The sequence below is a fragment of the uncultured Agrobacterium sp. genome (assembly GCA_913777615.1).
Lineage (GTDB): Bacteria > Pseudomonadota > Alphaproteobacteria > Rhizobiales > Rhizobiaceae > Agrobacterium.
Genome location: CAJYTK010000006.1, coordinates 61,729 through 86,207 on the forward strand (window position 1 = coordinate 61,729; position 24,479 = coordinate 86,207).

General features: G+C 56.3%; 22 protein-coding genes and 7 pseudogenes. 11 read left to right on the plus strand and 18 right to left on the minus strand.

The window, feature by feature from the left end; translation table 11 throughout:
• The first annotated feature begins 112 nt into the window (after window positions 1–112).
• A complete protein-coding gene (locus QZ862_RS04775) occupies window positions 113–451 on the plus strand; it encodes a hypothetical protein (protein ID WP_296097851.1) in 339 nt (112 codons plus the stop codon).
• Window positions 452–999: 548 nt separating this feature from the next.
• Here the strand turns inward: QZ862_RS04775 and QZ862_RS04780 are convergent.
• Window positions 1,000–1,188 carry a hypothetical protein gene (locus QZ862_RS04780; RefSeq protein ID WP_112360776.1) on the minus strand — a complete coding sequence of 63 codons (189 nt, stop codon included), beginning with the start codon at window positions 1,186–1,188 and terminating at the stop codon, window positions 1,000–1,002.
• Between the two features lie 163 nt (window positions 1,189–1,351).
• Window positions 1,352–2,149, minus strand: a complete 798-nt coding sequence (locus QZ862_RS04785; RefSeq protein WP_296097853.1) for a dienelactone hydrolase family protein — start codon at window positions 2,147–2,149, stop codon at window positions 1,352–1,354.
• Window positions 2,150–2,335: 186 nt separating this feature from the next.
• Between QZ862_RS04785 and QZ862_RS04790 the strand changes: the two are divergent.
• Window positions 2,336–3,097 (plus strand): annotated as a pseudogene (locus QZ862_RS04790) (SDR family NAD(P)-dependent oxidoreductase).
• Window positions 3,098–3,163: 66 nt separating this feature from the next.
• Here the strand turns inward: QZ862_RS04790 and QZ862_RS04795 are convergent.
• Both QZ862_RS04795 and QZ862_RS04800 read right to left on the minus strand, forming a co-directional pair.
• Window positions 3,164–3,340 carry a hypothetical protein gene (locus tag QZ862_RS04795; RefSeq protein ID WP_296021856.1) on the minus strand — a complete coding sequence of 59 codons (177 nt, stop codon included), beginning with the start codon at window positions 3,338–3,340 and terminating at the stop codon, window positions 3,164–3,166.
• A pseudogene (locus tag QZ862_RS04800) lies at window positions 3,288–3,575 on the minus strand (hypothetical protein); the annotation flags it as partial. The gene QZ862_RS04795 and the pseudogene QZ862_RS04800, both read right to left, overlap by 53 nt.
• A gap of 56 nt (window positions 3,576–3,631) precedes the next feature.
• Here QZ862_RS04800 and QZ862_RS04805 point away from each other — a divergent pair.
• Window positions 3,632–4,471, plus strand: a pseudogene (locus QZ862_RS04805) (RtcB family protein); the annotation flags it as partial.
• A 158-nt stretch (window positions 4,472–4,629) separates the two neighbouring features.
• Here QZ862_RS04805 and QZ862_RS04810 read toward each other — a convergent pair.
• Window positions 4,630–5,340, minus strand: coding sequence for an IS6 family transposase (locus QZ862_RS04810; RefSeq protein ID WP_296097855.1), 711 nt, complete (start codon window positions 5,338–5,340; stop codon window positions 4,630–4,632).
• A 242-nt stretch (window positions 5,341–5,582) separates the two neighbouring features.
• On the opposite strand from QZ862_RS04810, the pseudogene QZ862_RS04815 reads away from it, so the two are divergent.
• Window positions 5,583–5,771, plus strand: a pseudogene (locus QZ862_RS04815) (helix-turn-helix transcriptional regulator); the annotation flags it as partial.
• Here the strand turns inward: QZ862_RS04815 and QZ862_RS04820 are convergent.
• A pseudogene (locus QZ862_RS04820) lies at window positions 5,769–5,834 on the minus strand (VOC family protein); the annotation flags it as partial. The pseudogenes QZ862_RS04815 and QZ862_RS04820 sit on opposite strands and share 3 nt — an antisense overlap.
• A 54-nt stretch (window positions 5,835–5,888) precedes the next feature.
• Entirely contained in the window at window positions 5,889–6,701 is an 813-nt protein-coding gene (locus QZ862_RS04825; RefSeq protein WP_296097857.1) for a helix-turn-helix transcriptional regulator, read from the minus strand.
• 64 nt (window positions 6,702–6,765) lie between these two features.
• Between QZ862_RS04825 and QZ862_RS04830 the strand changes: the two genes are divergently transcribed.
• Genes QZ862_RS04830 through QZ862_RS04845 form a run of 4 tightly spaced genes read left to right on the plus strand, consistent with a single transcriptional unit; the run spans window position 6,766 to window position 10,245 of the window.
• Complete coding sequence (locus QZ862_RS04830) at window positions 6,766–7,137, plus strand: hypothetical protein (RefSeq protein WP_296086232.1); 372 nt, start codon at window positions 6,766–6,768, stop codon at window positions 7,135–7,137.
• A complete protein-coding gene (locus QZ862_RS04835) occupies window positions 7,134–9,164 on the plus strand; it encodes an FUSC family protein (protein ID WP_296097859.1) in 2,031 nt (676 codons plus the stop codon). The genes QZ862_RS04830 and QZ862_RS04835 overlap by 4 nt, the downstream gene beginning before the upstream one ends.
• Window positions 9,161–9,370, plus strand: coding sequence for a DUF1656 domain-containing protein (locus QZ862_RS04840; RefSeq protein WP_296097861.1), 210 nt, complete (start codon window positions 9,161–9,163; stop codon window positions 9,368–9,370). Before QZ862_RS04835 ends, QZ862_RS04840 begins: the two co-directional genes overlap by 4 nt.
• Complete coding sequence (locus QZ862_RS04845) at window positions 9,367–10,245, plus strand: HlyD family secretion protein (protein ID WP_296097863.1); 879 nt, start codon at window positions 9,367–9,369, stop codon at window positions 10,243–10,245. The genes QZ862_RS04840 and QZ862_RS04845 overlap by 4 nt, the downstream gene beginning before the upstream one ends.
• A gap of 378 nt (window positions 10,246–10,623) precedes the next feature.
• Here QZ862_RS04845 and QZ862_RS04850 read toward each other — a convergent pair whose 3' ends face one another.
• Genes QZ862_RS04850 through QZ862_RS04860 form a run of 3 tightly spaced genes read right to left on the minus strand, consistent with a single transcriptional unit; the run spans window position 10,624 to window position 16,762 of the window.
• Window positions 10,624–13,749, minus strand: a complete 3,126-nt coding sequence (locus QZ862_RS04850) for an AAA family ATPase (protein WP_296097865.1) — start codon at window positions 13,747–13,749, stop codon at window positions 10,624–10,626.
• Window positions 13,746–14,393, minus strand: a complete 648-nt coding sequence (locus tag QZ862_RS04855) for an ABC-three component system middle component 1 (RefSeq protein ID WP_296097866.1) — start codon at window positions 14,391–14,393, stop codon at window positions 13,746–13,748. The genes QZ862_RS04850 and QZ862_RS04855 overlap by 4 nt, the downstream gene beginning before the upstream one ends.
• Window positions 14,390–16,762, minus strand: a complete 2,373-nt coding sequence (locus tag QZ862_RS04860) for an ABC-three component system protein (RefSeq protein ID WP_296097867.1) — start codon at window positions 16,760–16,762, stop codon at window positions 14,390–14,392. Before QZ862_RS04860 ends, QZ862_RS04855 begins: the two co-directional genes overlap by 4 nt.
• 705 nt (window positions 16,763–17,467) lie before the next feature.
• On the opposite strand from QZ862_RS04860, the gene acpS reads away from it, so the two are divergent.
• A complete protein-coding gene (gene acpS / locus QZ862_RS04865; protein ID WP_296097868.1) occupies window positions 17,468–17,842 on the plus strand; it encodes a holo-ACP synthase in 375 nt (124 codons plus the stop codon).
• Here acpS and QZ862_RS04870 read toward each other — a convergent pair.
• From QZ862_RS04870 to QZ862_RS04895, 6 genes are all read right to left on the minus strand, one after another.
• Entirely contained in the window at window positions 17,795–18,757 is a 963-nt protein-coding gene (locus tag QZ862_RS04870) for a nucleoside triphosphate pyrophosphohydrolase family protein (RefSeq protein WP_296097870.1), read from the minus strand. The two genes, acpS and QZ862_RS04870, sit on opposite strands and share 48 nt — an antisense overlap.
• Before the next feature lie 66 nt (window positions 18,758–18,823).
• Complete coding sequence (locus QZ862_RS04875; protein ID WP_296097872.1) at window positions 18,824–19,996, minus strand: nucleotide kinase domain-containing protein; 1,173 nt, start codon at window positions 19,994–19,996, stop codon at window positions 18,824–18,826.
• A 4-nt stretch (window positions 19,997–20,000) separates the two neighbouring features.
• On the minus strand, window positions 20,001–20,834 hold the full coding sequence (locus QZ862_RS04880; RefSeq protein ID WP_296097874.1) for a thymidylate synthase: 834 nt from the start codon (window positions 20,832–20,834) through the stop codon (window positions 20,001–20,003).
• On the minus strand, window positions 20,827–21,693 hold the full coding sequence (locus QZ862_RS04885; protein WP_296097876.1) for an ImmA/IrrE family metallo-endopeptidase: 867 nt from the start codon (window positions 21,691–21,693) through the stop codon (window positions 20,827–20,829). Before QZ862_RS04885 ends, QZ862_RS04880 begins: the two co-directional genes overlap by 8 nt.
• A 25-nt stretch (window positions 21,694–21,718) precedes the next feature.
• Window positions 21,719–22,081 (minus strand): helix-turn-helix transcriptional regulator, encoded by a 363-nt coding sequence (locus QZ862_RS04890; protein WP_296097878.1) that lies wholly within the window; start codon window positions 22,079–22,081, stop codon window positions 21,719–21,721.
• Window positions 22,078–22,389, minus strand: a complete 312-nt coding sequence (locus QZ862_RS04895; RefSeq protein ID WP_296097879.1) for a hypothetical protein — start codon at window positions 22,387–22,389, stop codon at window positions 22,078–22,080. Before QZ862_RS04895 ends, QZ862_RS04890 begins: the two co-directional genes overlap by 4 nt.
• 280 nt (window positions 22,390–22,669) lie before the next feature.
• Here QZ862_RS04895 and QZ862_RS04900 point away from each other — a divergent pair, with 280 nt between their 5' ends.
• Both QZ862_RS04900 and QZ862_RS04905 read left to right on the plus strand, forming a co-directional pair.
• A complete protein-coding gene (locus QZ862_RS04900; RefSeq protein ID WP_296097881.1) occupies window positions 22,670–23,173 on the plus strand; it encodes a hypothetical protein in 504 nt (167 codons plus the stop codon).
• Between the two features lie 4 nt (window positions 23,174–23,177).
• The gene (locus QZ862_RS04905; protein ID WP_296097883.1) at window positions 23,178–23,927 is read left to right on the plus strand and encodes a deoxycytidine triphosphate deaminase; all 750 of its coding nucleotides are present in this window, start codon (window positions 23,178–23,180) and stop codon (window positions 23,925–23,927) included.
• 173 nt (window positions 23,928–24,100) lie between these two features.
• On the opposite strand, the pseudogene QZ862_RS04910 reads toward QZ862_RS04905, so the two are convergent.
• Together QZ862_RS04910 and QZ862_RS04915 are read right to left on the minus strand one after the other, a co-directional pair.
• Window positions 24,101–24,178 (minus strand): annotated as a pseudogene (locus tag QZ862_RS04910) (helix-turn-helix domain-containing protein); the annotation flags it as partial.
• Window positions 24,168–24,413: pseudogene (locus QZ862_RS04915) on the minus strand (hypothetical protein); the annotation flags it as partial. The pseudogenes QZ862_RS04910 and QZ862_RS04915, both read right to left, overlap by 11 nt.
• Window positions 24,414–24,479: the final 66 nt, after the last annotated feature.

The window sequence follows — 24,479 nt, forward strand, 5'->3', positions numbered from 1 at the left end:
GATCCGCTGCTCGTTGAGCTTTGGGACGCTGCCACAAAACGATCAAGATTCATTCAGCCGCCGTTCACGGGATCGAGAGCTAAATCACTCCACCAAACGAGGAGTGATGGAAATGCGCAAGTTAGTTCTAGGCGCGGTGCTTTTGTTAAGTGGTCTGATGGGATCAAGTGCGAACGCAATGCCCATGGCGCAACCTTTGGCGCGGGATACGACAGACTTCCAGACGGTCGACTACGCCTGCGGGCGCGGGTATCACTTATCACCCCGCGGCTTCTGCCGGCCGAACGGTCCACCGCGCTACGAACGCGAGTGGGGTCGTCGTGGAGATTGGGAAGCTCGTCGTGAGTGGCGAGAACGTCAGGCGCGGCGCGAGTGGCGCGAACGAAGAGCCTGGGAGCGTGAGCGCGAATGGCGAAGAGGCGGGTACGATTACCGCGAGTACCGCTGGTAGCGTCGTTACGGCCCGCTGGAACAAGCGGGCCCAACCCAGCGGTGGGCTTGGCCAGCATGCCGGTCGCGTCCTTTTATGATCGACTCCCAAACAATGCTGTGTTTTCTAGGATTCTCGGGAGCACAACATGCAAACGTTTCTTTCTCGATCCGTAGGGCTTATTCTCATCTCTTGTCTGATGGCGGCGTGCACCGCCACTCAGCGTCCCATAAGGTATCCTGGCAACTGCTACTCGCCGTCCGATCTAGCCGCCGATGGGAGTCTTTGCGGCCGTCGTGCGGCGTCGCTGCGTCCAGGCGGCTACTAGGATGAGGATTTCTTTCCCCTCTCCCGCCCCAACGTTGGGCAACGACATCGAAGAAGCCGTACGCAGCGTCGCCCAAGAACTCGGATGGAGCCGCGAAGAGATGCTGCGGGTTATTGTCAGAGAATGGTTGGAGCAAAACGCATACCTACCGGTCCTGGATCTAAACGACGAAGGTGAGGCTGGCGGCAATCCCTAGCGGCTGATGGCAGCCCGAATGAAGACCGCCATCCACCATCTCGGCTCAGTTCACAGGCGTGGCGCCGGCAGTGCCGCATTTGGCGAACTTGCCTTTGGCATCCTTGCACTGGACCTTCTTCTTAGTCGTCTCGCATTTGACGAACTTGCCTTTCGCATCGCGGCACTGCTCGGCGCTTGCCGGCGCAGCGGCGAAAGACGTGAGTGCGGCGACAATCAAAACCGACTTCCACATTCCCGAATCCTCCTTGGCCGTAATTGGCCGAAGCCATGGTTACAACATGATCAGGAAAGCTCAAGCGGCGAGCGTGGTGCGATCAAGGATGCCTCTTGTAGACACCACGCCTTTCGGTTGGGGACTTCCAATAGGGATTCTGGACGCCCCCTTTCGCCAGCGCCTATTTGAAACGGTCGCGGAGAAAGATCGCGGCGTCTCGGGCTTCTTCCGAAGAGATCGTGTGACCGACGCCAGGATAGATTTTTGACGTCACGGGAAACCCCGCCGCTTTGAGTTGGTTCGCCGCAGTCGTCGTCGCAGCGGATGGTATGGTCCTGTCCGCAGAACCATGCATCATAAAGATTTCCGTTTCGACAGAAGACGAAGTCGGCGGCAACGGCAACAGTCCGGCGAAGGTGACGAGAGATCCTACCTTCCAACGACCCGAAGCAACCGCATCCAGCGCCATGATGGCGCCTTGCGAGACCCCGACGAAGGGCACCCGGTCGAGCGAGTTTTCGAACCCTTCCCGTTTGACGATCTCGGAGACCACGCCGTCGAACGCTCGACGCGCTGCGTCGATCCGCTCGGGACGCATTATCTGGTCATCGACGGCGAACCACTGACGACCGCCCGACCTATGCGGAAACGGCGCGTCAGGCGCGACGAATGCCGTGTCCGGAAGCGTCGCCTGCCAGGAATTTCCCACCGCTTGCATAACGGACCCTCGTCCTCGGATCCCGTGGAACAGGATCACCAGATGATCGGCGCGAACCACTCCTTTTTGAGAGGCGGTTTGTTTCTGGGTGCGTTCCGCCTGCACAATTTGCAAAGGCTTCCCAGCAGGGTCGACCGCCTTGGACATAAGTCTGATTCCTCTGTCCGCAGCCAATACTCGATCCGGCTTCGCGACAAGGTAGATCGCGCCGACAAGGATGATGAAAAGAGAGACTAGGGTCGCGAGATGTGACGACGTCATGGGGCTTTCCTGTTGCATCCAATCAACCTGCATTCCGAATGTTCGTTCCGCTTCGCTGCCAGACCGGCACTGACATTCTCGTTACGGTCACGGTGTCCCTCAAAACGGCCGAGCCCCTGGATCGGGAACAACCCCGCATATCTCCCGTTCGAGCGGATGCACCACTGCGCACTCAAGGAGATTTCAATGCAGCGATTTGCAGACAAGGTCGTCGTCGTGACTGGCGCAGGCTCAGGAATAGGTAAGGCGACAGCGGAGCGTTTTCTCGACGAAGGCGCTGTCGTGACACTGGTCGGCCGCACGAGATCGAAGCTCGAAGAGGTCGCCAAGCCTTTCCGTGATGATCAATTTATGATCGCCGAGGCGGACGTGTCGAATGAGGACGAAGTAAAGGAGCTGATTTCTCGCACCGTCGAGAAGTTCTGACGCTTGGACGTTCTCGTCAACAATGCGGGCGTCGTCGCCGAAGGCGACGTCGGCACCCTGACCACAGACGATTGGCGTACAGTAATGGCAACGGATGTCGATGGCGTCTTCTACGCCAGCCGTGCGGCGCTCCCGCATCTGAAGTCATCGCGGGGCTCCATCATCAACGTCAGCTCGGTATCCGGCACCGGTGGCGATTGGGGAATGGCAGCCTACAATGCCGCCAAGAGTGCAGTGACCAATCTCACGCGGGCTGTGGCCATGGACCATGGCAAGGACTGCATCGGGGTCAACGCAGTGTGCCCAAGCCTGACGCGAACAGGCATGACCGAGGATATGATGGACGACGAGAAGCTGATTTCGAAGTTCAACGAACGCTTTGCGCTCAGGGGGCCCGGCGAGGCTGAAGACGTTGCGGCCGTAATCGCATTTCTTGCAAGCGACGATGCGCGCTTCGTGACCGGGGTCAACCTGCCTGTCGATGGCGGCATATCGGCGTCCAATGGTCAGCCGCCCCAGTAAGCATCGAGCGGTACGTTCTATTCGACGGGTCTTCATTCTTCCACCGCCGGCCAGTCATTGGCCGGCTCATCGACGGCTTTCATAGTCAGCGGGATCCTGATCGTGCTCACGGGCCACCATGAGGGCGTTGACCTGCACGACTATCATACTGCAGGCGTCCTCGTAACTGACGCCGTTAGCGACCAGGCTATCAACCAATTGCTCCAGCCTGGCGCCAACCTCGCGCTTCCACTCGTCGATCATTTCTCTCTCCTTTTTTTGCAGTCTTCTCAGTCAGTTCAATCCATACTGGCGCGTGATCACTGGCGTGCTCCCAGCCCCGGACATGCTTGTCGACCTGGGCTCCCACGAGTTTTTCGACGGGATCCGGGCTAAGCAGAAAGTGGTCGATCCAAAGGCCGGCGTCGCGTGCGAAGGCATTTCTGAAGTATGCCCAAAACCTGTAGATGCGGTCGTCCGGATAGAGGTGCCGTAGTGCAGCATCCGATGTAAGAACTATTAGGGTGCTTAGATTCTTCGGCACCCCGCTTGCAGGCCGGCATCGAACACTTTGCAACCCAAGGAGACGGCAACCATTTCGCCTACGTCGGCACAATGAAGTCGACCGGTGAAACGGCGCTCGTCACCCATCATGGATCGCGAGCTCCGGGTGCACGGCTCTACGACAAGGGTATGAAGGTCGCCAACCGGTTTCGCGAACAGCTATCGCCCGAGACCCATCGAGAGAATGCATGGATCCCGGCAGATACCGAGGAAGGCGATCTCTATTGGTCCGCCTTGCAGACGATTCGCCAGTGGACGAAGGAAAACCACTATATGCTTCACGACATGGCGGCGGAGAAACTCTCGGTCAAGGTCGCCGATCGCTTCTGGAACGAGCACAATTTCGTTTTCCGGAAGTCTGACGGGCTATTCTATCACGGCAAGGGCGCGACGCCTGCGTTCGACAATTGGGGACATGATGCGACCGATCTGACCATCATCCCGCTCAATATGGCGGAACCGGTATTGATCGTTCGCGGAGCGAATGCCGCTCATGGTCTCGGCTTCTCGCCGCATGGCGCGGGGCGCAATATTTCGCGCAGCGCCCATGTGCGCCAGTTGTCGGCAGAATATGGAGCAGATTCACGTGGGCTCAGCCCGAACAACATCGCGGCAATTCTTGAGAAGGAGACAAGCGGTCTCGATGTTCGCTTCTTCTCTGGCTTTGCCGACGTGTCGGAGCTTCCCAGCGCCTACAAGAGCGCCGCAAATGTGCGGGCGCAGATCGAGCATTATGGTCTTGCCGAAGTAGTCGACGAAGTGATTCCGTTCGGGAGCATCATGGCCGGCAACTGGCAGAAGAATGCACCTTGGCGCAAAAATCGCCGGTGAGAATCGGGAAGGTAACCAGGTTTGGTTGCCTCTCCTCCGATCCAATCTGTCCGTGACGTAGACGCCGGGTCACGTTTATCGTCCGTCACGTCGGTGGTCTTAGTCGGGCATTGCCAAGTTGTTTTGCGTTGGGTGCAGATGCGGCCGTGTCGCTAGTTTCAGACTGTCATTTCAGCGGCATAGTGCGCCCACAGGCTGAACGCATCAGCCCGTGCATGGCGGTATGAAATGGCGGTCAGCGTGTAGCGGCGGGGACGGAAGATCGTGTTGATTTGATCGTGGGCCGACAGGAAGCGCTGTGCCTGTCGCGTCGACTTGAACCGACCCATGATCTTCTCGCGTTTTCGGGTCTGCCGGTGGGAATTTTCAATGCGGTTGTTCAGCCCTTTGTGCGCCCGGTGATCGGCATTCGGAGCGATGACCTGGATCGCCGCGACGTAGCTGCCCAGTTTGTCCGTCACGACCACCCGAGGCTGACCAAACTGCCTGACCAGTCTGGAGAAAAAGCGCCTGGCAGCCCGGCTGTTGCGGCGAGTCTGAACCAGGATATCGAGAACATCGTCATTGGCATCAATGGCGCGCCAGAGCCAGAACTTCCTGCCGCCAATCGTGATGACGGCCTCATCGATGTGCCACTTGTCACCAGGTTTTGGCCGGTCACTGCGGATGCAGTTTGCGAAATGCCGACCAAAGCGGTTGACCCAGAGGCGAACGGTCTCCCGGCTCACGATCACCCCGCGCTCGGCGAGCAGATCCTCCACGTCGGCCGTGCTCAGGGCAAAGCGGTGGTAGGCCCAGACCGCATAGGCGACGATCTCACGCGGAAAGCGAAACCCCTTCAGCCGGGGGAATGAGCAAGGCATCTTCATGCCAAACTGATAGCTGCAACCCGCCGATCAAACAACTTGGCAATGCCCCCGAAAGGACTGAGTTAGCTACACCGTTGCTTGGGCTTTTGAGGAAAAGCCTGCGGCATCTGCCCAGCAAAGCAAGACCCTTTACAGGGCGAGCTCGGTAACGATTTATGAGCAGCATCTATTTGAAGCGATTTTTCACCTATTTGCACAGTAGTTAAGGCCGCAGGCGAAATGATTTCGCTCAAGGGGGCAACATGAATGTTGGTAATAGGGTGCCGAACCCGATAGATGTCGCTGTCGGCGCGCGATTCCGTAAGCGGCGCAAAGAGTGCGGTATTAGTCAGACAACGCTCGCGACAGAGCTCAAAATTTCCTTCCAGCAGATCCAGAAATACGAAAAAGGCACCAACCGCGTAGGGGCCGGCCGGCTGGCGACGATCGCCCAAGGCAGCGAATGTGGCGTCGTAGAAGTTTCTGGCACGCTTCAGGTCATTGCTGCCAATCATGATGTGAGCGAACGTGCTTCGTCTCCAATCGGTTGCTTCTGTCAATGCGCTCACTCACGTCCAACGCTCGAATTTCCGCAGATATCGCGCAGGCGATGTACCGAGTGCTTTCTTGAACATCGTAATGAACGCGGAAACGGATTCATACCCGAGGTCACCCGAAACCTGCTGCACCGTCGCCCCGGCCGCAAGGCTTCGGATAGCAATAATCAATTGCAACTGCTGTCGCCAACGGCCGAAGGTCAGGCCGGTTTCCTGTTGAACGAGACGGGCAAGGGTGTTCTCACTCATTGCCACTCGCTGGGCCCATTGTGCCATGGTGCTTCGGTCGGAGGGGTCCTTCACCAGGGCAGACGCGATACGATTCAATCTTGCCTCGGCAGTTAGAGGCAGATGGAGGTCCTCTACTGGCATCCGCGACAACCCCGACAGAAGCAGCGTTGTCATCGTCTCCCCATAAGCAGACGCGACCTCGGATTGAGTAGCCATCTCGATGATGAGCTCCCTGACGAGCGGTGACAGCGAAAGAGTGCAGCATCGATCCGGCAGATCGGCAGCATCTGGCTCGACAAAAAGAAAAAACAATCGCGCGTTCGCGGTCGCCACGTTGCTGTGCGGCATGCCACCAGGAACCCACACACCGCACTGGGGCGGGACCATCCATATGCCGGTCGGAACACGACATGTCACGCCGCCCCGCGACGCCATGACCAGTTGCCCTTTTCTATGCCGGTGCTCAGGCGCCTCGCGTTCATTTTGCGAGACGTCGATCCTCACCGCATGCGCTCGCAGGCTCGATTGTTCCGGATCCTCCTCAACAAGAGCATCAGACAGGGATAACTGCGATTGGTGGAATTTCGTCATCATCAGATGATATCTCTAAATTCCGCTAGGCGCTTTGTCGATAGTGTCCTCCGAAAGAATTCGGAGAATGTCGATGGCACTATACGACCCGTCCTCCCACTGGTGGTCTGATATCTTCCAGACCGATTTTCGCCTGCCTCAGAAGCGCAATCGTGGCGATGGCATCCTGCCTCCAGACTATCGGCGCAACCGGTTCCGGTTCATCGCCGCTGCACGAAAGATGAGGAAAATCATTCTTGCAAAGCTTCAAGCGTCCTTTGCCCACCGGTCGCCGGCTGGAACGTCTGTTTCATACGCAGACCCAGTCGAAGCCTATATGCATGCCTGCATCGCGGCGACGTTCTTCTGCTACGTGTCTCCCGAACTCTACGGTCTTATCGACCCCACAGATGAGCAGGGCGCCTCGCGAAGGAACCACCAGTCCGGAGAGGACTCATGAGCGCTCGACCGGTTGTCACCACCGGGAACGTGCTCTTTTCGTTGAAGACATTCATGGCGGCCATGCTCGCCTATTACATCGCCATCCGGTTCGACCTTCCGCGACCGTTCTGGGCGGTGGCAACTGTCTACATCGTCGCTCACCCGCTGTCCGGCGCAATCTCTTCGAAATCAGTTTATCGACTCCTGGGGACGCTAATCGGTGGCGTTGCGACACTTATTCTAGTCCCGAACCTCGTGAACGAGCCGATCCTGTTGTCAGCAGCGATCATCGCCTGGGTGTCAGGATGCACATTCATCAGCCTTCTCGATCGCACGCCACGCAGCTATGTGCCACTCTTGGCCGGTTACACCGTGCTTCTTGCCGGCTTGCCATTGGTCACGGCGCCGGAAAATACGTTTGATACGGTCGTCGCCCGCATCGAGGAGATCGGGCTTGCCATCCTGTGCGCCGCGATCGTCAGCCACGTTGTTCTTCCGGTTCACGTTGGAACAATCCTTATTGCGCGGGTCGATGGCTGGATGACAAGGGCGCAAGCGCTCCTTGCCGCGACCGCAACTGCCGAGCAGGACGAAGCTCGATGCAGAGCGGAACGATACGCTTTGGTAGCGGACGCGACAGACCTGCGGTCATTCGCAACCCACCTTCAGTATGACGGATCTCGGTATCGCCATGCCGTTACGCTGGTAAGATCGCTACAGCAACGCATGGTGTCCTTCCTTCCATTGCTCAGCGAGATCGAGGATCTGCGACGTGCACTGGCCAAGCTAGACACCTCGCAGGCAAAGCAGGCCATGTCCGTGATCGATACACTTGGATCGTCGCCTACAAGCGCATTTGGAATCTTGACGGCCAAAACTAATCTGCCGCCCTCTTTCGAAGCGCCTCGATCATGGGACGCTCTGCTCTTTGCCAATGTTGCGCGCAACCTGCGGGATGTTCTTGAGGTCTCCCGCGCGTGTCAGTCCCTGCGGGGCGCATTGCTGAAAGACAATGCAGCAAGGGCCGCGCTCCGCGTTACATCTCCCGACCCTGTTCCCCCACCACATCGTGATATCGGCATGGCATTGCTATCCGCGCTGACGGTCGCGATCTGCCTATCGACATCCATGGCATTGTGGATTGCAAGCGGCTGGACCGACGGAATGACCTTCGCACAGATTTCGGGCGTGCTGTGCTGCCTCCTTGCGACCGTGGACGATCCAGTTCCAGCCATGCGTAAATTCGTCAGCGTAACGATCGGTTCGATCATCGCAGCCTTCGTCTACGGTTTCGCAGTTCTGCCAACGATCGACGGCTTCTTGACCCTCGTAGCTGCCCTCGGGCTGTTCCTCATCCCGGCGGGAATTTGCCTTGCTGTGCCTTCGCTCGCGGTCGTCGGGATGGGGCTATGCATAAACTTTCCCCTTCTGCTCACCCTCCAGACGCACCAGAATAGTGAGTTCGCGACCTTTGCAAATTCGAGTGTCGCAACTGTTCTCGCGATGGTCTGGACGATCGTGGTCTGCAGCATCTTCCGATCAGTCGAGGCTGAGACAAATGCTCGGAGGCTGTTTTCAGTAGTCCAGCGGCATATCGTCAGCATCGCGTCCGGCAGGCACACCGATCCGTATGTCACACACCACCGCGTCATCGATGTGGCGGGCCTGTTCGCCGCCAGAGCGGCAAGACTGCCTCCCACCTCAGACACCGCCGACGCCGACCTCATAAGAGATTTGCGGACAGGACTAAATATCAACGCGATGCAAGAGCTGTCTGAAGAAGCGTCAACGCTACCCCGCCTCAAGGCGGAGTCGATCTTCTCGGGCCTTGAGATCCTTTACCGGCTTGCGCCCGCCGAACGTGGTGAAGCGCTGAGACATACAGTGAAGTTGCTGGACGACCTTATTCTTTCGTCTGCGGATGCGACCGCAACCGACGCCGACACGGCACTCTTCGTGTACGCGGCCGCTCTTCGTGTATGCCTCGCCCCGGAGGCGGATCCGCCGGCCTTAATGATGCCTCCCTCAAAAAGGAACGCCGCGTGACCGGACAACTCGACCTCTATGGTGTCTTCCTGCCGGGGCTTTCGGCGCTTGCTCTTGGTGGCTACGGTCTCTTCCGCATGATGACGTCGCTTTTCACGCGGATCGGTCTTTATCGGGCCGTGTGGCACCCATCCCTGTTCAATCTCGCACTCTACGTCACCCTCGTTAGCGGGCTATCCGCCATTCTCAACTGGTTGCATTCATGAAGAACCTCACGATCACCTCGGGCAGAGCCCTTTTGACCTTGTCCATGGCGAGCTGCGCGGCAGTTCTCAGCTGGCACCTGTGGTCATTCTATATGGAAGCACCGTGGACGCGGGATGCTCGTGTCCGGGCGGATATTGTCCGACTGGCACCGGATGTTTCTGGACCGGTTGCGGCGGTTCTGGTCACCGACAATTCTCAGGTCGAGAAAGGAATGCCCTTATTTCGGATCGAAACGGACCGCTTCGAACTTGCGGTGCGAGAGGCAGAGGCTCAAGTAGAAAGTACGAAAGCTGCGGCGGATCTCGCCAGAATTGACTTTGAGCGATATCAGCTGCTCGTGTCGAAAGAAGCAGCGAGCTTGAAAGAGCGGCAACATGCAGAAGGCCAGATGAACCAGGCAGATGCCGCCCATCAATCGGCGCTCGTCGCTCTTGATCTGGCGAAGCTAAATCGTGACCGGACACTTGTGAGAGCCCCGGCCTCGGGGAAAATCACGAACTTCGCTCTCCGTGCCGGCAATTATGTCTCCGCCGGAAATGCGGTCGGAGTGCTGATCGAAAACCAGGCTGTCTACGTGGCGGGGTATTTTGAGGAAACGAAAATACCAAAGATCCATATCGGCGACCGGGTGAAGGTCGATATTATGGGAGAGCCGCAATCAGTCGGCGGCCGTGTCGCGGGTATCGCAGCCGGCATCGAAGACCGGGAGCGAAGCGAAGCTACGGGCTCGCTTGCAAGCGTGGCTCCGACATTTTCCTGGGTCCGTCTCGCCCAGAGAATTCCAGTGCGTATTGAAATCGACAATGTCCCAGACGCCGTTCGGCTAATTGCTGGTAGGACCGCAACGGTATCTGTTGAACCGAATAGCAACTAGGAGGCGCCGCCATCTTACGCTTGGAACTGTGATCGCATTCCTACAGCTACGTCACCCTTCGTCCAGCTAACGCTGGATTCGAGGGCTCTACTGCGATGGTCCCTCAATTATGCGGATTTGAGGCATCTGCAGTGATGGCTTCTATCAATCTGTTAGCCCCCACGGTACAGGGCTCAAACCTTCGACTTGAAAGGAGTCGAACCGAAGACGTGTTTCTGTTTTTGTTTTCAAGATAGGTAAGAGATTGAAGTCACTTCACAAACGCTTATCCGATATTAATATTGGAACTCGCGTCGCGAAGTGGCTTCTCCCGCTACAATTCAACAGTCCGCGTGTTCAAAAACGGCATTCGGACACGATGTTGCCCACTATGGTCACTCATCCAGCCGATGCTGAACGCCCGCCCGCTGAGGCCGAGGAATGCACAGACCACTCCACGCCGTCCTTCCCGAGACCTAGCAGGCTCAGGGTCACAAAGGGTATCCGACGCGATCGAAACTTTCGCTGCAGAAATTCGGCTTGAGCGACGTCATGGGTAGATAACAAAACCTGATATCCCTCACCGGCGACGAGATTACCCATCAGATCTGCGAAGGCCGCGGCGTGGATTGAGTCATTGTGCTGCAAAGGGTCGTCAAGAATAAGTGCCTTCCACCGCGACCAAGGGAAAGTTAGGCTCGCGGCGCATAACATGCTAACCGCTAGAGCCGCCATTTGACCTTCACTATGGACGAGCACCGGATCGATCTCTCCGACAGCCTTCGGCACCTCACCGCCCTTTACAGCGCTCTGCTCAATCTTTTTCCTTTTTACGTGCAGATCGATCCCTACGCGCGGGTCGCAAAGAATTGCTTGATTAATACGTGACATCAGGAAGCCCAAGGGCTTGATGTATTCGGAGTTAAAGTCTTCCAGCTCAGCGCTAATATCGGCGCTCGCGGCCTTGGCAATCTCTTTGACCTCACGAACGGCGTCCGCGCCGGCCTTTTTCTCGGCTTGAAGCGCCGCGGCGCGCGCCAGTACCTCGTCGCGTGTCGCGTTGGGAGGGCCATCAACCTGCTCTCGAATTTGGTCGAGCACCGCCCTGTGGCTGACCTGTCGTGACCAAGCCAGACGCCCTTCACGCAGGCGCCCAAGGTTCGCTGCCGCCTCTTTTACGGCAAGTCTCAAAGTGCCGATGGAGCCCTCGACAACTTGAACCGCCGCAAGATCTGGGACCGGGCCAAACTGTTTAAGACCAAGCCAATCGTCGCTGACCCTGCGCTGCGCCTCATCAAGGTCGTGCTTACGAGTATCAATCTCGCCCATCCGCGCTCTTAAGCCGGCGAACTCCCCCTCCAAGGCACCAGCAGCGGTGTCGGCCTCGGTTAGTGCCCTTGATGCAGAAGCGAACGCCTCCTCCCTCCGCAGTTTTTCTGCCTCGGCCTCCCGAAGCATCCTCGAAAGGTCGTGGGGCTCGATAGCATCCTCCGTCCCCATAGCAGAAGTGGCGCTTCCCTCGTCTACCCTGGCCCGCTCGAGCGAAACGGCAAGATCTGCTGCCGCGCGAGTGGCTGCATTGAGTCTCCGTTGGGCTTTATCTCTTTCGCGAACTGCGCGAGAGTAGTCGGCGCTCGATGTCTGAGCGTCAAGGGCGGGGTGTGTTTGCCAACGCTGCTTTAGCCGGCGCCTCGCACTTACGGTGGCGATCATTTCAACCAAATGCCCCCGGGTCACGGCAAGATCGATTGGCGTTTCACTCGGACCGCCATCAAGTCGGGAAATCAGCCTAACTAGCTGCTCTCGCTCGACGTTCAAGTCTGCGCGCGCCGAACGGATTGCCGCGCGCGCGACACGCAATTGTTGGAGCTCGGAATTGCGAGCCGCTAGAGCGGCGGACAGGCTCTTGAGTGTCTCTTCTTGTGCAAAAAGCGCAGGTGCAAGGCGCTCCGCAGCAGTCGAAACCCGAGCCTGCAACGCCGCCGCGTCGTCAAAATGAGTTGCGCAAACCGGGCAGTCGCACCCATCAGAGGGCAGATGGCTAGCGATTGATGCGATTGCAATCGACATTGTGTCGACTGTCTCCCGAAGACTTTTGACGACAGCATCTTGTGCGTTGACGCTGTCAGTCGCGGCTGCCACCATTTGTTCGCTACGCGTCAGGGCCGCATCAACGTCCGGATTGCTCGCTTCAAGTTCAGCGAGCGCGGCCGACGTTCCCTCAATATTGTCTTTACAGACAACTGCCTGCTCGACTGTCGACACCTTGTCACGTAAGCGATCTATCTCTTTATCGAATTGCTCGATCTCACCACTTACCCGTTGCGAGATCTGTCGCCTTCTCTCGGCAATCGTGACCTCACTCTCCGTTGATCTCTTCGCCTGATCGGCGTCCGCTCTTGCAATCAATGCGTCGCGATACTCACTATCCAGCCGGACAACAAGGGTTCGCGCGTCATGCAGAGCGCAAAGTCGGGATAAGGCCGTTGATGCGCTGACAACCCGCTGCTGATGGGTCGCAACGTCGTTTCTGCGATCGCTTTGTAGCTTTCGCGCCTGCGCTAGCTGGTCTCCAAGCGCATCAATTCGTTTCTGCGTCGATGCGCGTGATGCTGCCACTTCGGCAAGGTCCGTCAGAACGCGCTGAAGCTCACCGTGAAGCCGCCTCGCATCCTCGATCTGGGCCTCTGCCGAAAAACAGTCGCGCTCGATGCGATCGATCGTAGCTTGTAGCCTCTCAATTGTCGGCACGTCGAGATCAGCAGGCGATGCGTCAACCCCTTGAGCGTCGAATTGGGCCCGCGCGAGCTGCACCGCAATCCGCCGAGCCTCCGCTCGCACAGCGGCATCATCCAAAGCGCCTGAAATCCGTGCTTCAAGCCACAGCGCGGACTCCTGCTCCACAAGATCGCCCAAGCTCTTCGCGTCTCGCTCAAACGCTTCTATTTGCCGAGCGTAGGCGCGAACAACCGATGTATTTCCCTGACCGTGCAGAGCATTGGAAATTGCTTCGATTGCTGTGCTCTGCGCGGCCTCCTTAAGAATATCGAAGCGTTCGCTCGACTTGCGATAGGTCAACCGCGAAAGTGTCGACTGCCCGAGAAAATGGGTCAGCAAGAGATAGCGCTGCAGCTCCGAGATACGTTGCTGCCATGCAGGAGCGCGCAGAAAGCCAGTGATATCAGGAACGTTGCCGCCAAGCTGTGAAGCAGTCGATTTAGCGGACAGCAAGCTTCGTTCGATGGTGCTTTCGTCCGAAAAGACCATCGTCGTACTTGTCGGCCCTGGTTCTCCCTCCCGCCACCGGCACAGGTAAGTGCCTGGCTTGTTCACGCCGGTCGCATCTCGGAAATGGTCGATGCGGTCGGAGAGAGCCCATTCGAGCGCATCGAACAGAGAGGATTTGCCTAGGCCGTTACTGCCATGAACGATAAGCACTCCCGGCTCAGGCGGGAGCTCCACATCGAGCGTGGCGAAACTGCGGAACTGCCGAAGTGAGACTTGCTTCAGATATAGTGGTGTCATTCGGCGTCCCCCCGAGCGGCAACCAACTGCGAGATCAGTCCGTCAGGGTCATCCTTGTAGGTATCGGCAAGTTCGACCCATCGTCCGGCCGCTGGCTCGGACAGTCCATGTCTGACGAGGATCCGCTCAGCCAGCCCTTGGTTATGGTCGAGTGGCGCGTTAAGTACCGCGTCAAGCGAGCGCCAGGGTTGAGCCAGGAATGTTCGTGCGAGGAAATGCTCGTAGGAAGCATCCAAATCATCGGTGTCTGGCATCCAGATCACTTTCCGACAGACCGTCTCGTCCCTTTCAGCCAGGTCGATGATACCGCGCCAGTCAGCTTGCGATCCAGTCGTTGTCACGCACAACATGATGTGTGCGTTGATCACCTCCTCAGCGCGCATGTAGGATCGCGCGATCACCATCTGGTTATGCAACGCCTTCAGCGATATCTGCATTTCCTCGCTGCTTTTAAGCGCAATCGGAGCGACCAACGCCGGGTAGGCGCCAAGCCGCAGCCCGATCGCGTTTTCAGGAAGCGATGCAGCAGATGCGTCCTGTCGTCCTCTGAATTTGGGCGAAACGAAATCTGTCTCAATCGCTGCAAACCATCCAATTCTTTGGGCTGACGCAATCAGCTTGTCTCGAAGAATGTCAGGAGTCATTTGGCAAGCTCCTCCAATTCCTTGTCTTGCCTCGCGCGTAGCGCTGCAAATTCGACTTCCACGGCGGCTCTCCAGACCGTTACATCGTCCGTCAAACGTGCACGCCATTGCTTGTCATTACGAATCACCACGGGGCGTACGCGCCTCGCCGCCGCCATTCCCAACGCGGGCTTGCCACCATCGAGAACACGGCCGGGTGGATCCAAAACTTCAACTTCGGCCGAGCCCGACAGTATCAGTGCATCGACATCCCACTGATCGGGCTGGTCCCAAATCGCGATAGGCTGCTGCCCAACCATCTGGCAACCCGAGCCCAACGCCACCGCATTGTGGCTGAATTTAAGATTGCCACGATCAACAAGGGCCGGCTTGAGAGGCTCTCCGTAATGCGTCGCGAGCATCAGCACGAGTGCCGTCGCGAGATACTGAATCGTAGCATGATCGCCGCTCCAAGGCGAACGCTCATCCTGTTCGACATTCGCGAGCCATCGAAGAAAAGCGGCCAGAAGCGCCTTGTCGGCACGCAAAGAGGCATGCCAAGCTGTCCAAGTCGGTTCGATCGCATCCGCGATCGACGCATGAAGCGGACCCAGTGTCTCGCATTGCCGGCTGACTAAGGCCGCTCTGACCCGCTCGTCCAATAAACGAAGTAGGCAGGCGTCGATGGCCTGGTCCAGCCCCGTAACGTCAAGCGTGATCGCAGGATAGTGTGACACTGCAGACGGCACGGGATCAATCGTTGGAACGAGCTTCTGCCACTCAACCAGCCCATCCGGCCCGGCCACGAGCATAATGCGGCCACCGCTTGCTCGCGCCAGCCGAACAATGTCAGAAGAGCCCGCGATCTTGTCCGGCGTCACGGCGAGGTGCAGAATGACATTACCAGCCAGTCGTTCGCATTGCTCGGCGATTTCCAAAAGACGCCGACTTCCTCGCTCGATCGGAACGTGAGCAGCCGGGTCGCTGCCGATCACTAGCGTCGCCCGTGCTGCAGCAAGATTGGCTAGCGAGGCCTGCTGCGATGCGTGGTCCTCGAGCTTCGCGATCCGCAGCGCCTCGAAGAAATCGTAGGTTTCGCTGTCAAGAACCGGGGGCAAATTGAGGTGCGGCTGTGCCGCCAATAGCTCCGTCACATGCGCCTTGTATGCCTGGAAGTGTGCGCCAGCAGCGGCGTAGCGCACTGCCCGATTAGGACCGTGACGCAGGATCACATGCTCATGCGTTTCGGTCAGCGGTACTCCACCGACAGTGAGTCCGCTGACCTGAAAACCTTCCGCGCTCGCAACGACATCTGTGACTTGTCCAGCACTGCGCTGCACTGGACGATCCGCCTGCTTCGCGGCCTCCAGAACCGCAAACACCATCACCTGATTGAGCTGCGATGCTTTTGTCGCAGCAAACAGCGGACCCGAACTGTTTATGGTCACCCGGCGATCAGATCGCAAGATTTGGCTGAGTCTATCGATTACGCCCCACTCGTCGAATAGCGGAAGGAGTTGGGCCTTAAACGCTGGCTCTAGGTCAGCTCCAACAGCGGCGCCGGCACATGCCGCTTCTGTCGTGACGCGAAGCGCATCGTCAGAAAAGTAATTCAAGAACCGTCGCGTAAAGCCGACATGGTCAAAATCCTGAACCAGGAGATTCAATAGGTCAGTAAGCCCTCCATCTCCATTGCCACTGACGATGTAAGTCGCTGGGCTGTGCGGTTCGGCTGCCGCTGACCCAGTCGAATTCTGTTTCCAATAGTGAACGGGTACAGCCGCCCCGCAAGAGATCTCGTCGCCGAAACCGATCGCGAGGACGACATGGTCAAATTGGCGATAATTGACGGCGCCGTTGAACGTCAGTCCAAGCCGCCACCGTGCACCTACCTTATCTAAGGATGTAAGAAGGTGCGCCGACTTGAACTCAAGGTTTTTCAGGCGTGCCACTGCGGCATCAAAATCGGCCTGAAGTCGCGCGCAAACCGCACCGCCATTGTTCGCCGACCAATCCAAAATCGGTAAACCGGCTCGATCATCCAACGATCCGAGGCCCGGCCACTCATAGATATGGGGATGAAGCAGTCGCGGGGACGCACTTTGTAGCTGTAAAATCGACGCCGCCGGGTCGTACAACATCACGTCATTGCCAAGGAGTGCTAAACCAAGCGCTGCAGTCACGCCTGCAGCGCCGGCACCAACGACGGCAATGTTGTCGTTGGCCTTCAGGTTGCCTGGACGGCTTAGAGCGTGTGCAAGGCGTAGCGCGCGCACCTGTTGCGAGTAAAATGTGATACGCCTATCGAATGCTCCAATGAAATGGAGGCCGTTCTCGGCAGGACTCTGTGCAACCTGAAGCCAGTCATCAAACGAGATAGGGACTGTCATACCATACCAACAACATGAGGCTTGCACATTAGCAATGTCACCAATTCGAACCTCGATTGCCTCGTATGTCCCGAAATCCCAGTCATCTCCACTCCCTCTCGGTTATGAGCTTGCGTTATTCCCTCAAATGGCAATGTCCATACAACGCTGCTTGGGAGGTAAATTTATCCAGGCTTCTTCCAAGAGAAACCGTCGATGATTACTTCGCCCTAGTCTTCCTGCTGTATTGTAGAACCATCTCTGTCGGGCAAACTTTCTCAGATCGAGATTCTTGTAAGGTGACTACAGGTTGTTTTTCAAGGTGGTAAAGGGCCAAGTTGAACAATTTCTGAGTACTGGAACGGCATTAAGCGCTGGTGGCTTGACAGTGCATCGAATGCTTGTTTTCTTTTAGCATGCTCACTTGCGCTCCGCGAAACGAGTAGTCGATACGATCCCCGACAACATTGAGCGAGTGAACTTCCGTTTAAGAATCCGGGAATTTCGGCAAAGGCGGGATCCGGAAGGCGCAAAGAAGCGACCGAGACTAAGGCGCGGTCTTCTGAACTATTGCAACAGGCTAAGCCAATCTGTGGAGCTGCGGGTCGGACACGAACCTTTTGATGTTCAGGTCCGATTTCGACCGCTAAAGTGGTCAGTCCAGCGGTTGCAATGGCGGCCGGTTTTGGGATGGCTTAGAATGGGCCGTAATGCAAGGAGATCGGTTTGGCAGTCATCGGACACGGCGTTGATCTCGTTGACGTTGAGGAGGTCGCGGCACTTCTGAAATTGTCAGGCGATTTTCTTGATCGATGCTTCACGGAGGCCGAACGTCGGCGCCTCACCGAGATTGCGGCTTCTCCCGAGCGTATCGCAGCAAGATTTGCAGCGAAAGAGGCAGTCCTAAAATGTCTCGGAAAGGGATTCGGGGACGGCATATCCTTTCAAGATGTCGAGGTGTTCACCCATCAATCTGGAGCACCATTTGTGGTCCTCCACGGCAAGGCTCGCGAACTTTCTCAAAGTCTCGGAGTGGGTACTTGGTTCGTGAGCCTAAGCCACGATGGGGGGAAAGCCATTGCCAGCGTTATTGCCACCTAATTCAGCAAAATTGCCTTCATCGCGGTCGTCACCATCAATCGGCGCACTGTAAGCGATGACGCGTGCGTCAAGATCAATATGAACCGAACCGCCTCGGTTCGCGAACATCAGCCTCCAGATTTCAAAACCCTTGAAGATCGCGGCTTCCCAGTCGGCCAGAGCGCAGTGGCCGACCTCAAGGTGGCCGACCATGCTCTTAATCGTTTTCAGGAGGCCATAGTCGACCTGATCAACACCCGCCAAAAAGTTATGGTCGCGTGCGTAGTCGAAAGTCAGCGCGACAACGGCCTCTTCAAGGATGCGTGCACGTCCACCATCTTCCACCTCATCCAACAGGGGCTGGCTCTTCCGTTTGCGCTTCAGGAAGGCCCTTAAGTTAGGTGACCAGCCAAGAAAGGCTGCATATGCAAGGTGGAACACGTCATGGTATCTATATCCGTCAGAGTCATAAGCATTATCGCCTAATGGAGAGCCAATGCGCTCGCCGTTGACTGAAATCTCTACCATCGGACGACCGCCGATGGTTATTTCTGTAAATTGGACATCCATCTGACGCGGAAGTCGCTCAGTCTCAATGCAAGCCTCATCGAAGCTGGGTTTATGGTTGTTAGCCGCATTCCAACGCTCCCTAACCTTCACGAGATTAAGCCTTGCGACATCATCGAGGTCGAGATCGAATTTGCTTGCTACGTTAGCGAGATACCACAATAGGTCGCCCAACTCTTCGGATACTCGGTCTTTGAAAAGCCTATGCGCCTCCCCGTCACGCAGGTGCTTCTTATATTCGCTTAGAAGCTGGCCAGCCTCCCCCGCCAGTCCAAGCATCGGTATAATCAAGGCATCAGGGCCGAGTTTTCCGGTTGCGGCTGACACGTCGGTACTTAGTGCTTCAACTTGATAGGTTCTGAAGTCCATTCCTCGCTCCTAACGAATATTGTTGAACGGAGGCCTCTTTCATCTGTTAATCGAGCGGCTCGCGATTCAGTCGGAAACCTCGTTTGGAAAGGCACCTGCCTGAATCCGCTCGTTTAGACCCCATTTAGGGGGGTAAAAGAACACTATAGGTTCGACGTTCTTGGAAAATTTTTGCTTTATTCGCATGCGGCCGGTCCTTCCAGGGATGTCCGGATGTGCAACACGAGAGAATTTATCAACCTCGCAAAACAGGTTCTGGCAGTCGATAAGCTGCAGCCGCCGCCCCCATAGAGAAGGAAAGTTGATACCAAGGCGTTCGAACTCTTCTTCCTGCTTATCAGCGACGAACTTAATAAGCTCAGGCTCGCTCAATCCACCAAAGTCGGCGAAGCATTTGCGAAGACCATCCCGGGCGCCAGGTCCGGGAACAACGAAATCCATTTCTGAGAAGTTTGTGATTGTGCTGTAGTTGATGTCCGTCGCGAACTGGTAGGCAAGGAAATCACCGATCGTCTGATACCCTCGAAAAAGCTCGAAGGCCGTTTGCATGCAATTTGCGTCCTGGAGCTTGTCCGGGAGGCGGTCCTTCATCATTTCTTCGAGCAGCCGCAAATGATTCTGGTGCTTTGCCGGATAACCGAAGGCGGCGCTCCCGGGCGGCATGATGTAGGCGGCAGAATAGATTGTTTCGCCGCGCCGCATGGCACGCCCTAGAACATCGCAATATCGTTCGAAATTGTACTCAGAGTAAGCCACAACCCCAAACTCTTTTTCCAGCAACTTCCAGGTTTCAATTTTATTGAATAGCTTGAACAGGATGATGCGGAAGAACACCTCGCCATTCGAGCTTGGTAGATCCTCGCGGTAGATGACGTTGCGGATCAAATACTGGCTAACCCGGTCCGAAGCGCGATATGCATTTGTGAATTTATACGTTGAAAGTACGGAATTCCTTGTCCAAGGCTGAGCTGCTTGTTTCGCACGTTTAAAAAAGATGTGCTGACGCTCGGCGGCAAACCGCCAATAACTCTCATACGCAGCCGTCACCTTGAGGGGACTAAGGTGCTGCACGATGATGGTCGGTGTGTGTAAGCGTCCCTGCTCACCGACAGCCGTTTCCCATAGAAGGCTCTTTCCTGCGCCGTCGATGTCCAGTGGGAGCTGCGCTCCCATTTCAACAGACGTGCCACGAGGAAGCGGCGACTTGCGGTTATTTTGTTTTTTGATGTCACTTTTCACGTCGTCAATTCGCTGTCGCGGCAAAGTGCAGATTTTGCCCCGCAGTGCCCAATTCTTGTGTTTCGCTGATTGCGGCCTCAGCGGCCGCGATGACGGGTTTCAACCCGGCGTCCGTCTTAGAGATTCGCTCCAGCTTTGCTACCCCGACGGTGACATTGAGGCGGACGAAGGGCATTTTGAGCTGAAATGCCATGAACTCCCCGAGTTGTTTGAGCCCGAGGTAGTTTCCGTAAGCCTTGTCGAATATCTGCTGAGTTGCATAAAAGGCATTGAGTACAAGTCCGCTCTTGGTAGGAACGAACGTGACGTGTTGTAAACAGGGGAAGCCCAGTTGCGCGCTTGGAGTGTGATCGCGTTCCGGGTCGAAGGTAGTAACCTGCATCATGGAGTCGCGAACTCCGTCACGCCCATCATACTGCGAAATAACGTACTCAAGCTGGTTGCCATCGCACGGTCCCCGCCCGTACATCATCATCCGTTCGAAGTACAGTCCTCGACCGTTTGCGGTTCGGTTCATGGCCTGATACGCGGGAAAGGCCATCTTGTAGAAACTGAAAAGCTTGGCCCGATCACCCTGCGCCATCAGCCAAAGACGTTCAGGGAAGATTGTGTAGGCCACATCTTCAACAACGCATTTGCCCTTGCTCTGCAATAAAATGTCGAGCGCGTCTCGCAGTCTGTTATCCTCGCTTTCGAACTCTGAGATCGACAAGACCAGAGGACTGACCTCCTTGCCGCTCCCTTGGGTCACGCGAAGCAAGATTTTTGCGTATGCGCGCGAAACACTCGTTTCGGTGACGATAAATGGCTCCATTGCAATGCTATTTGATTTACTCATCGGCGTCTTCCTCAAGGTGACGAAACTCGGCCAGTCCTATATATTGCTTTCGGGCAATCCGTACGAAGGCAGCCCAACCGGTATCGGGCTGAATGACCCTGACGATGCCCGGAGTACCTGCTTCGAAAAGGCGACCTGCAGGCAAATCCTTGACGAAGGTGATTGCTTCACTGTCTGGCTCGGTATCTGAAGGCAGCAGCACACTCATGCCAACTTCCACATCGATGACGGAGGTGCTCCAGGCATTGTCAACCAACACGAGCGGCTCAGCAGATAAGGATCCAAGAATAGCCGCTCGGATCGCCGCCGGCTTTTGCTTCTTCAACACTGTAGCGCGAGGGCGGGAGATCATGTTCAAGGACTGGGAAAGATGTGTGATGAGCGTCGTGTATCCAACGCCATATTCACTCGCGATTTGAAAGATCTGCACGGGCGTTGCCGAGTTCGGCTCCCAGTCTCGCTTTGCAAAGGCCTGCCTCATACCCAAGGTCGGCATCAACACGAAACCAGCAAAGCTGTCCGCCAGAAACTCTTTCGGATCTTCCCACGGATTTTCCTTCGCGTCCTCACGCAACTCGTCGATCGACGAGCCATGTCCGAAGACATGGTGGCCCAATTCATGAGCACAATTATAGGCTCGCCGCGGAAGAGGTCGACGAGCCGACAGATGAATTCGGGAAGGGGTACCGCGCTGGTACATTCCTTCCATGTTTATAGCGTTGAAACGTACCTGAACTTTATGGGCCTTGCAGAGTGCGTAGATGCAAATCGGATTGATCAGGTCCAGCCCAGCTTTGGTGCGAGCGGCAATTGAAGCCGTCATAGCCCGGTTTGCCAAAGCATTGCGATCGGGCATCATATTTTCGCTCCTGAGCTTCATAGAGTTACTGTTCCTTCGGGTCAGACGTTTCGTCACGCATCGCCGCAAGCAGCTTCAGCAGACGCTCTAGATCATCAGGTTTCAATTTGGTCAGTTCGCGTGCCGCGAGCTGCAATCGTGGATCCGCCGCATCCACCGTGTCGGGGACATCCCCCATCAGCCAAGCGACACTCACGTCATACAGTTCCGCCAATTGCGAAAGCTCCTCGGCCGATACGCGCCGATTGCCCGCTTCGATTTCCGTTACCGAAGGGCGATGGAGGCCCAAGAGTTTCGCTACCTGGCCCTGCGAGAGACCCGCGAGCTTGCGCGCCTCCTTCAAGCGTTCGGCCAGATACGTACGCCGGTCGGTCGGGTTGTCCGTCATGCTGCTGCCACCACCGCCGCCTGTGCGTCGAGTTCCTTGATCAAAGTGCAAACCAACGCGACGGTTTGCGCGATTGTCAGCGCTTGCTTCGTGGCATCGTCGACGAAAAGATTGAGCTCTGGCGGGATGTCCTTGCCGAGTGCGGCGCCAAGCATACCGGCCGCAACCGGCCAGACCTTGCTATTGAACTTCGGCAATTCCTCTGCAGGTCGAGCCGTCGGATCGAGCACTGGGCAGGCTTCCTTGCTGATCGTCTGAATCGTCGTCAGAACGTCCATCAAATGCTTTTGAACATCGGTCGGATCCATAACTTCCTCCGTTTCTTACATGCAGTAAGATAATCTTACACAACGTAGAGTCAAGGCCTAGGCTTTTGACAATCGGAAAAAAGAGCGTTTCTATTCAGAAATTCGTCGCCCCACACAACCGTTCCAGTCTCAGTCGAAAGAGTTGATTTCGCGCATTGTGACACTATGCGCTCGGCAGATAGCGTAGCGTTGTTGATTTATGCACTGATGATCGCCACTTTGATCGGGTGATCATAATTGAAAGCCGGAAATTGCGCGGGACTAGGCGGAAGGACGTAAGATGAGCCAGCAATACGATTTTTTGGCGATGCAAAAGGCGCAGTTCCGTCACGATCAGGGCAACCATTCGGACATCATATGCCTTCCAAAATCAGACCGGCTGAAGCACTACGGCCTCCATTTTGCGAAGTATGTTGGTCGGTTTGCGCGAGGTGGTACCGAGACAAAATCTGCCGATCGAACTTTGGTTGACATGGCTTTGGTATGCCTAAGCGCGGCAAACGCTTTGCATCAAAGCATCCAGGAGGATATGGTGAATTTCCCGCAGAACCCATTTGATCAGCTGGATCCGCTTCGCTCCCTTGCGGACGCGGCTGGCCGGTTCGCCGATGCCTGTGAAAAGATCGACCACCTGGAAGACTTTCTATCGATCGCTCGGCCCGCCAACCTCGACGTATTAAACTGGACGCTGCGCACTGCGACCGAACGCGGGCTTGATCTGAACGTTGCAATTGCTGAGCGGCGTAGAGAGCTGGTAGCGCGACAATTTTACGTCGAGGGTTGATGTTATGGCATTTTGGAGCAGTCAGACCCTTGAAAATCGGCTTGGTGCGTTGATTGCGGGTGCAGGAGCACCCAAAGTTGACTGCAATGCTATCGAGTTGACGATCGGGCGCGAGGTCTACGTCACGCCAAATCTCACCGATATCTACACCACTACGAAGCAACAGTTGCAGCTAGAAGAGGCTTTTCAGATTCCTCCCGGTCAATTTGCTTTCCTTTTGACTGAGGAGATTGTGAAGGTGCCAAAGGCCGCCATGGCCTTCATTTCCATGAAGGCGACATTTAAAATGAAGGGCCTGATCAATGTTTCCGGCTTCCACGTCGATCCGGGTTGGGAAGGACCACTTGTTTTCGCCGTGTTCAATGCTGGTCCTGCACCTGTACACCTTCAGCGCGGGCTTCCACTTTTTTTGATTTGGTATGCTGATCTCGATCAACCATCTGAGAAGCATAAATCTACGCCCGGCGCAGCCACCATACCACCGACATTGATTAGTAGCCTTACCGGAGGAAACGACACGCTCTTTGCACTGGACCAGCGGCTAAAGGACGGGATTAAAAGGCTGGATGAGGAAGACCGAAAGCTAGATAGTCGAATTCACGAATTGCGGAACGCTCAAACGCGAAACACCGTAATGATCTCGGTAATCGCTCCGATCTTGCTGGGATTGGTAGCGCTTGCCTTCAAGGATTCGATCGTGTCGCTGCTGCCGACGCGATCGACTAGCATTTCACAGCCGCATACCGGCCCATGACCACACAGCAAACAAAGAAGTGGTTTCTATCACCAGCCGCGAACCTGCGGTCAAGCGATTGCAGAAATCTCTCGAACCGCTCGTTAGTCTTCGCTCAGGCCGAGGCTTCCGCGCCGTGGCCAACGGCGGCATCTAAGGCATAACATGCCGATGAACAGGTAGAAGAAGCATACTCAAACGATGCCCCATGCCCGAAACCTCCCCCTCCCCGTCATCTCACGCAAGCCCAGTTCCAAAACGATCCGCCGCGATTGGGAACGTGACGTTCTCAAGAATCATGGCGAGGCCGAAGACATCGCCTTTGTCGTCACTGAGAGGATCGAACCAGCCTCGTCCTTCATGGGTCACAATGATGATGCTACCACCATGCCGGTATTTGACGGCTCGGCGGGTGCTTTCTCTTAAATCGAGTTCGTATCCGGCCCTCTCCAGCAGGGCTTCACAACTGACGCTGGCGCGCAGCGCCTCTAAGTCTTTTCGTTCCATATTTTTCTTCGGCCGCGTGGCGGCCGTCCTTTCATTTTCCCGCAATGCGCGGGAGACCTCCTTCCC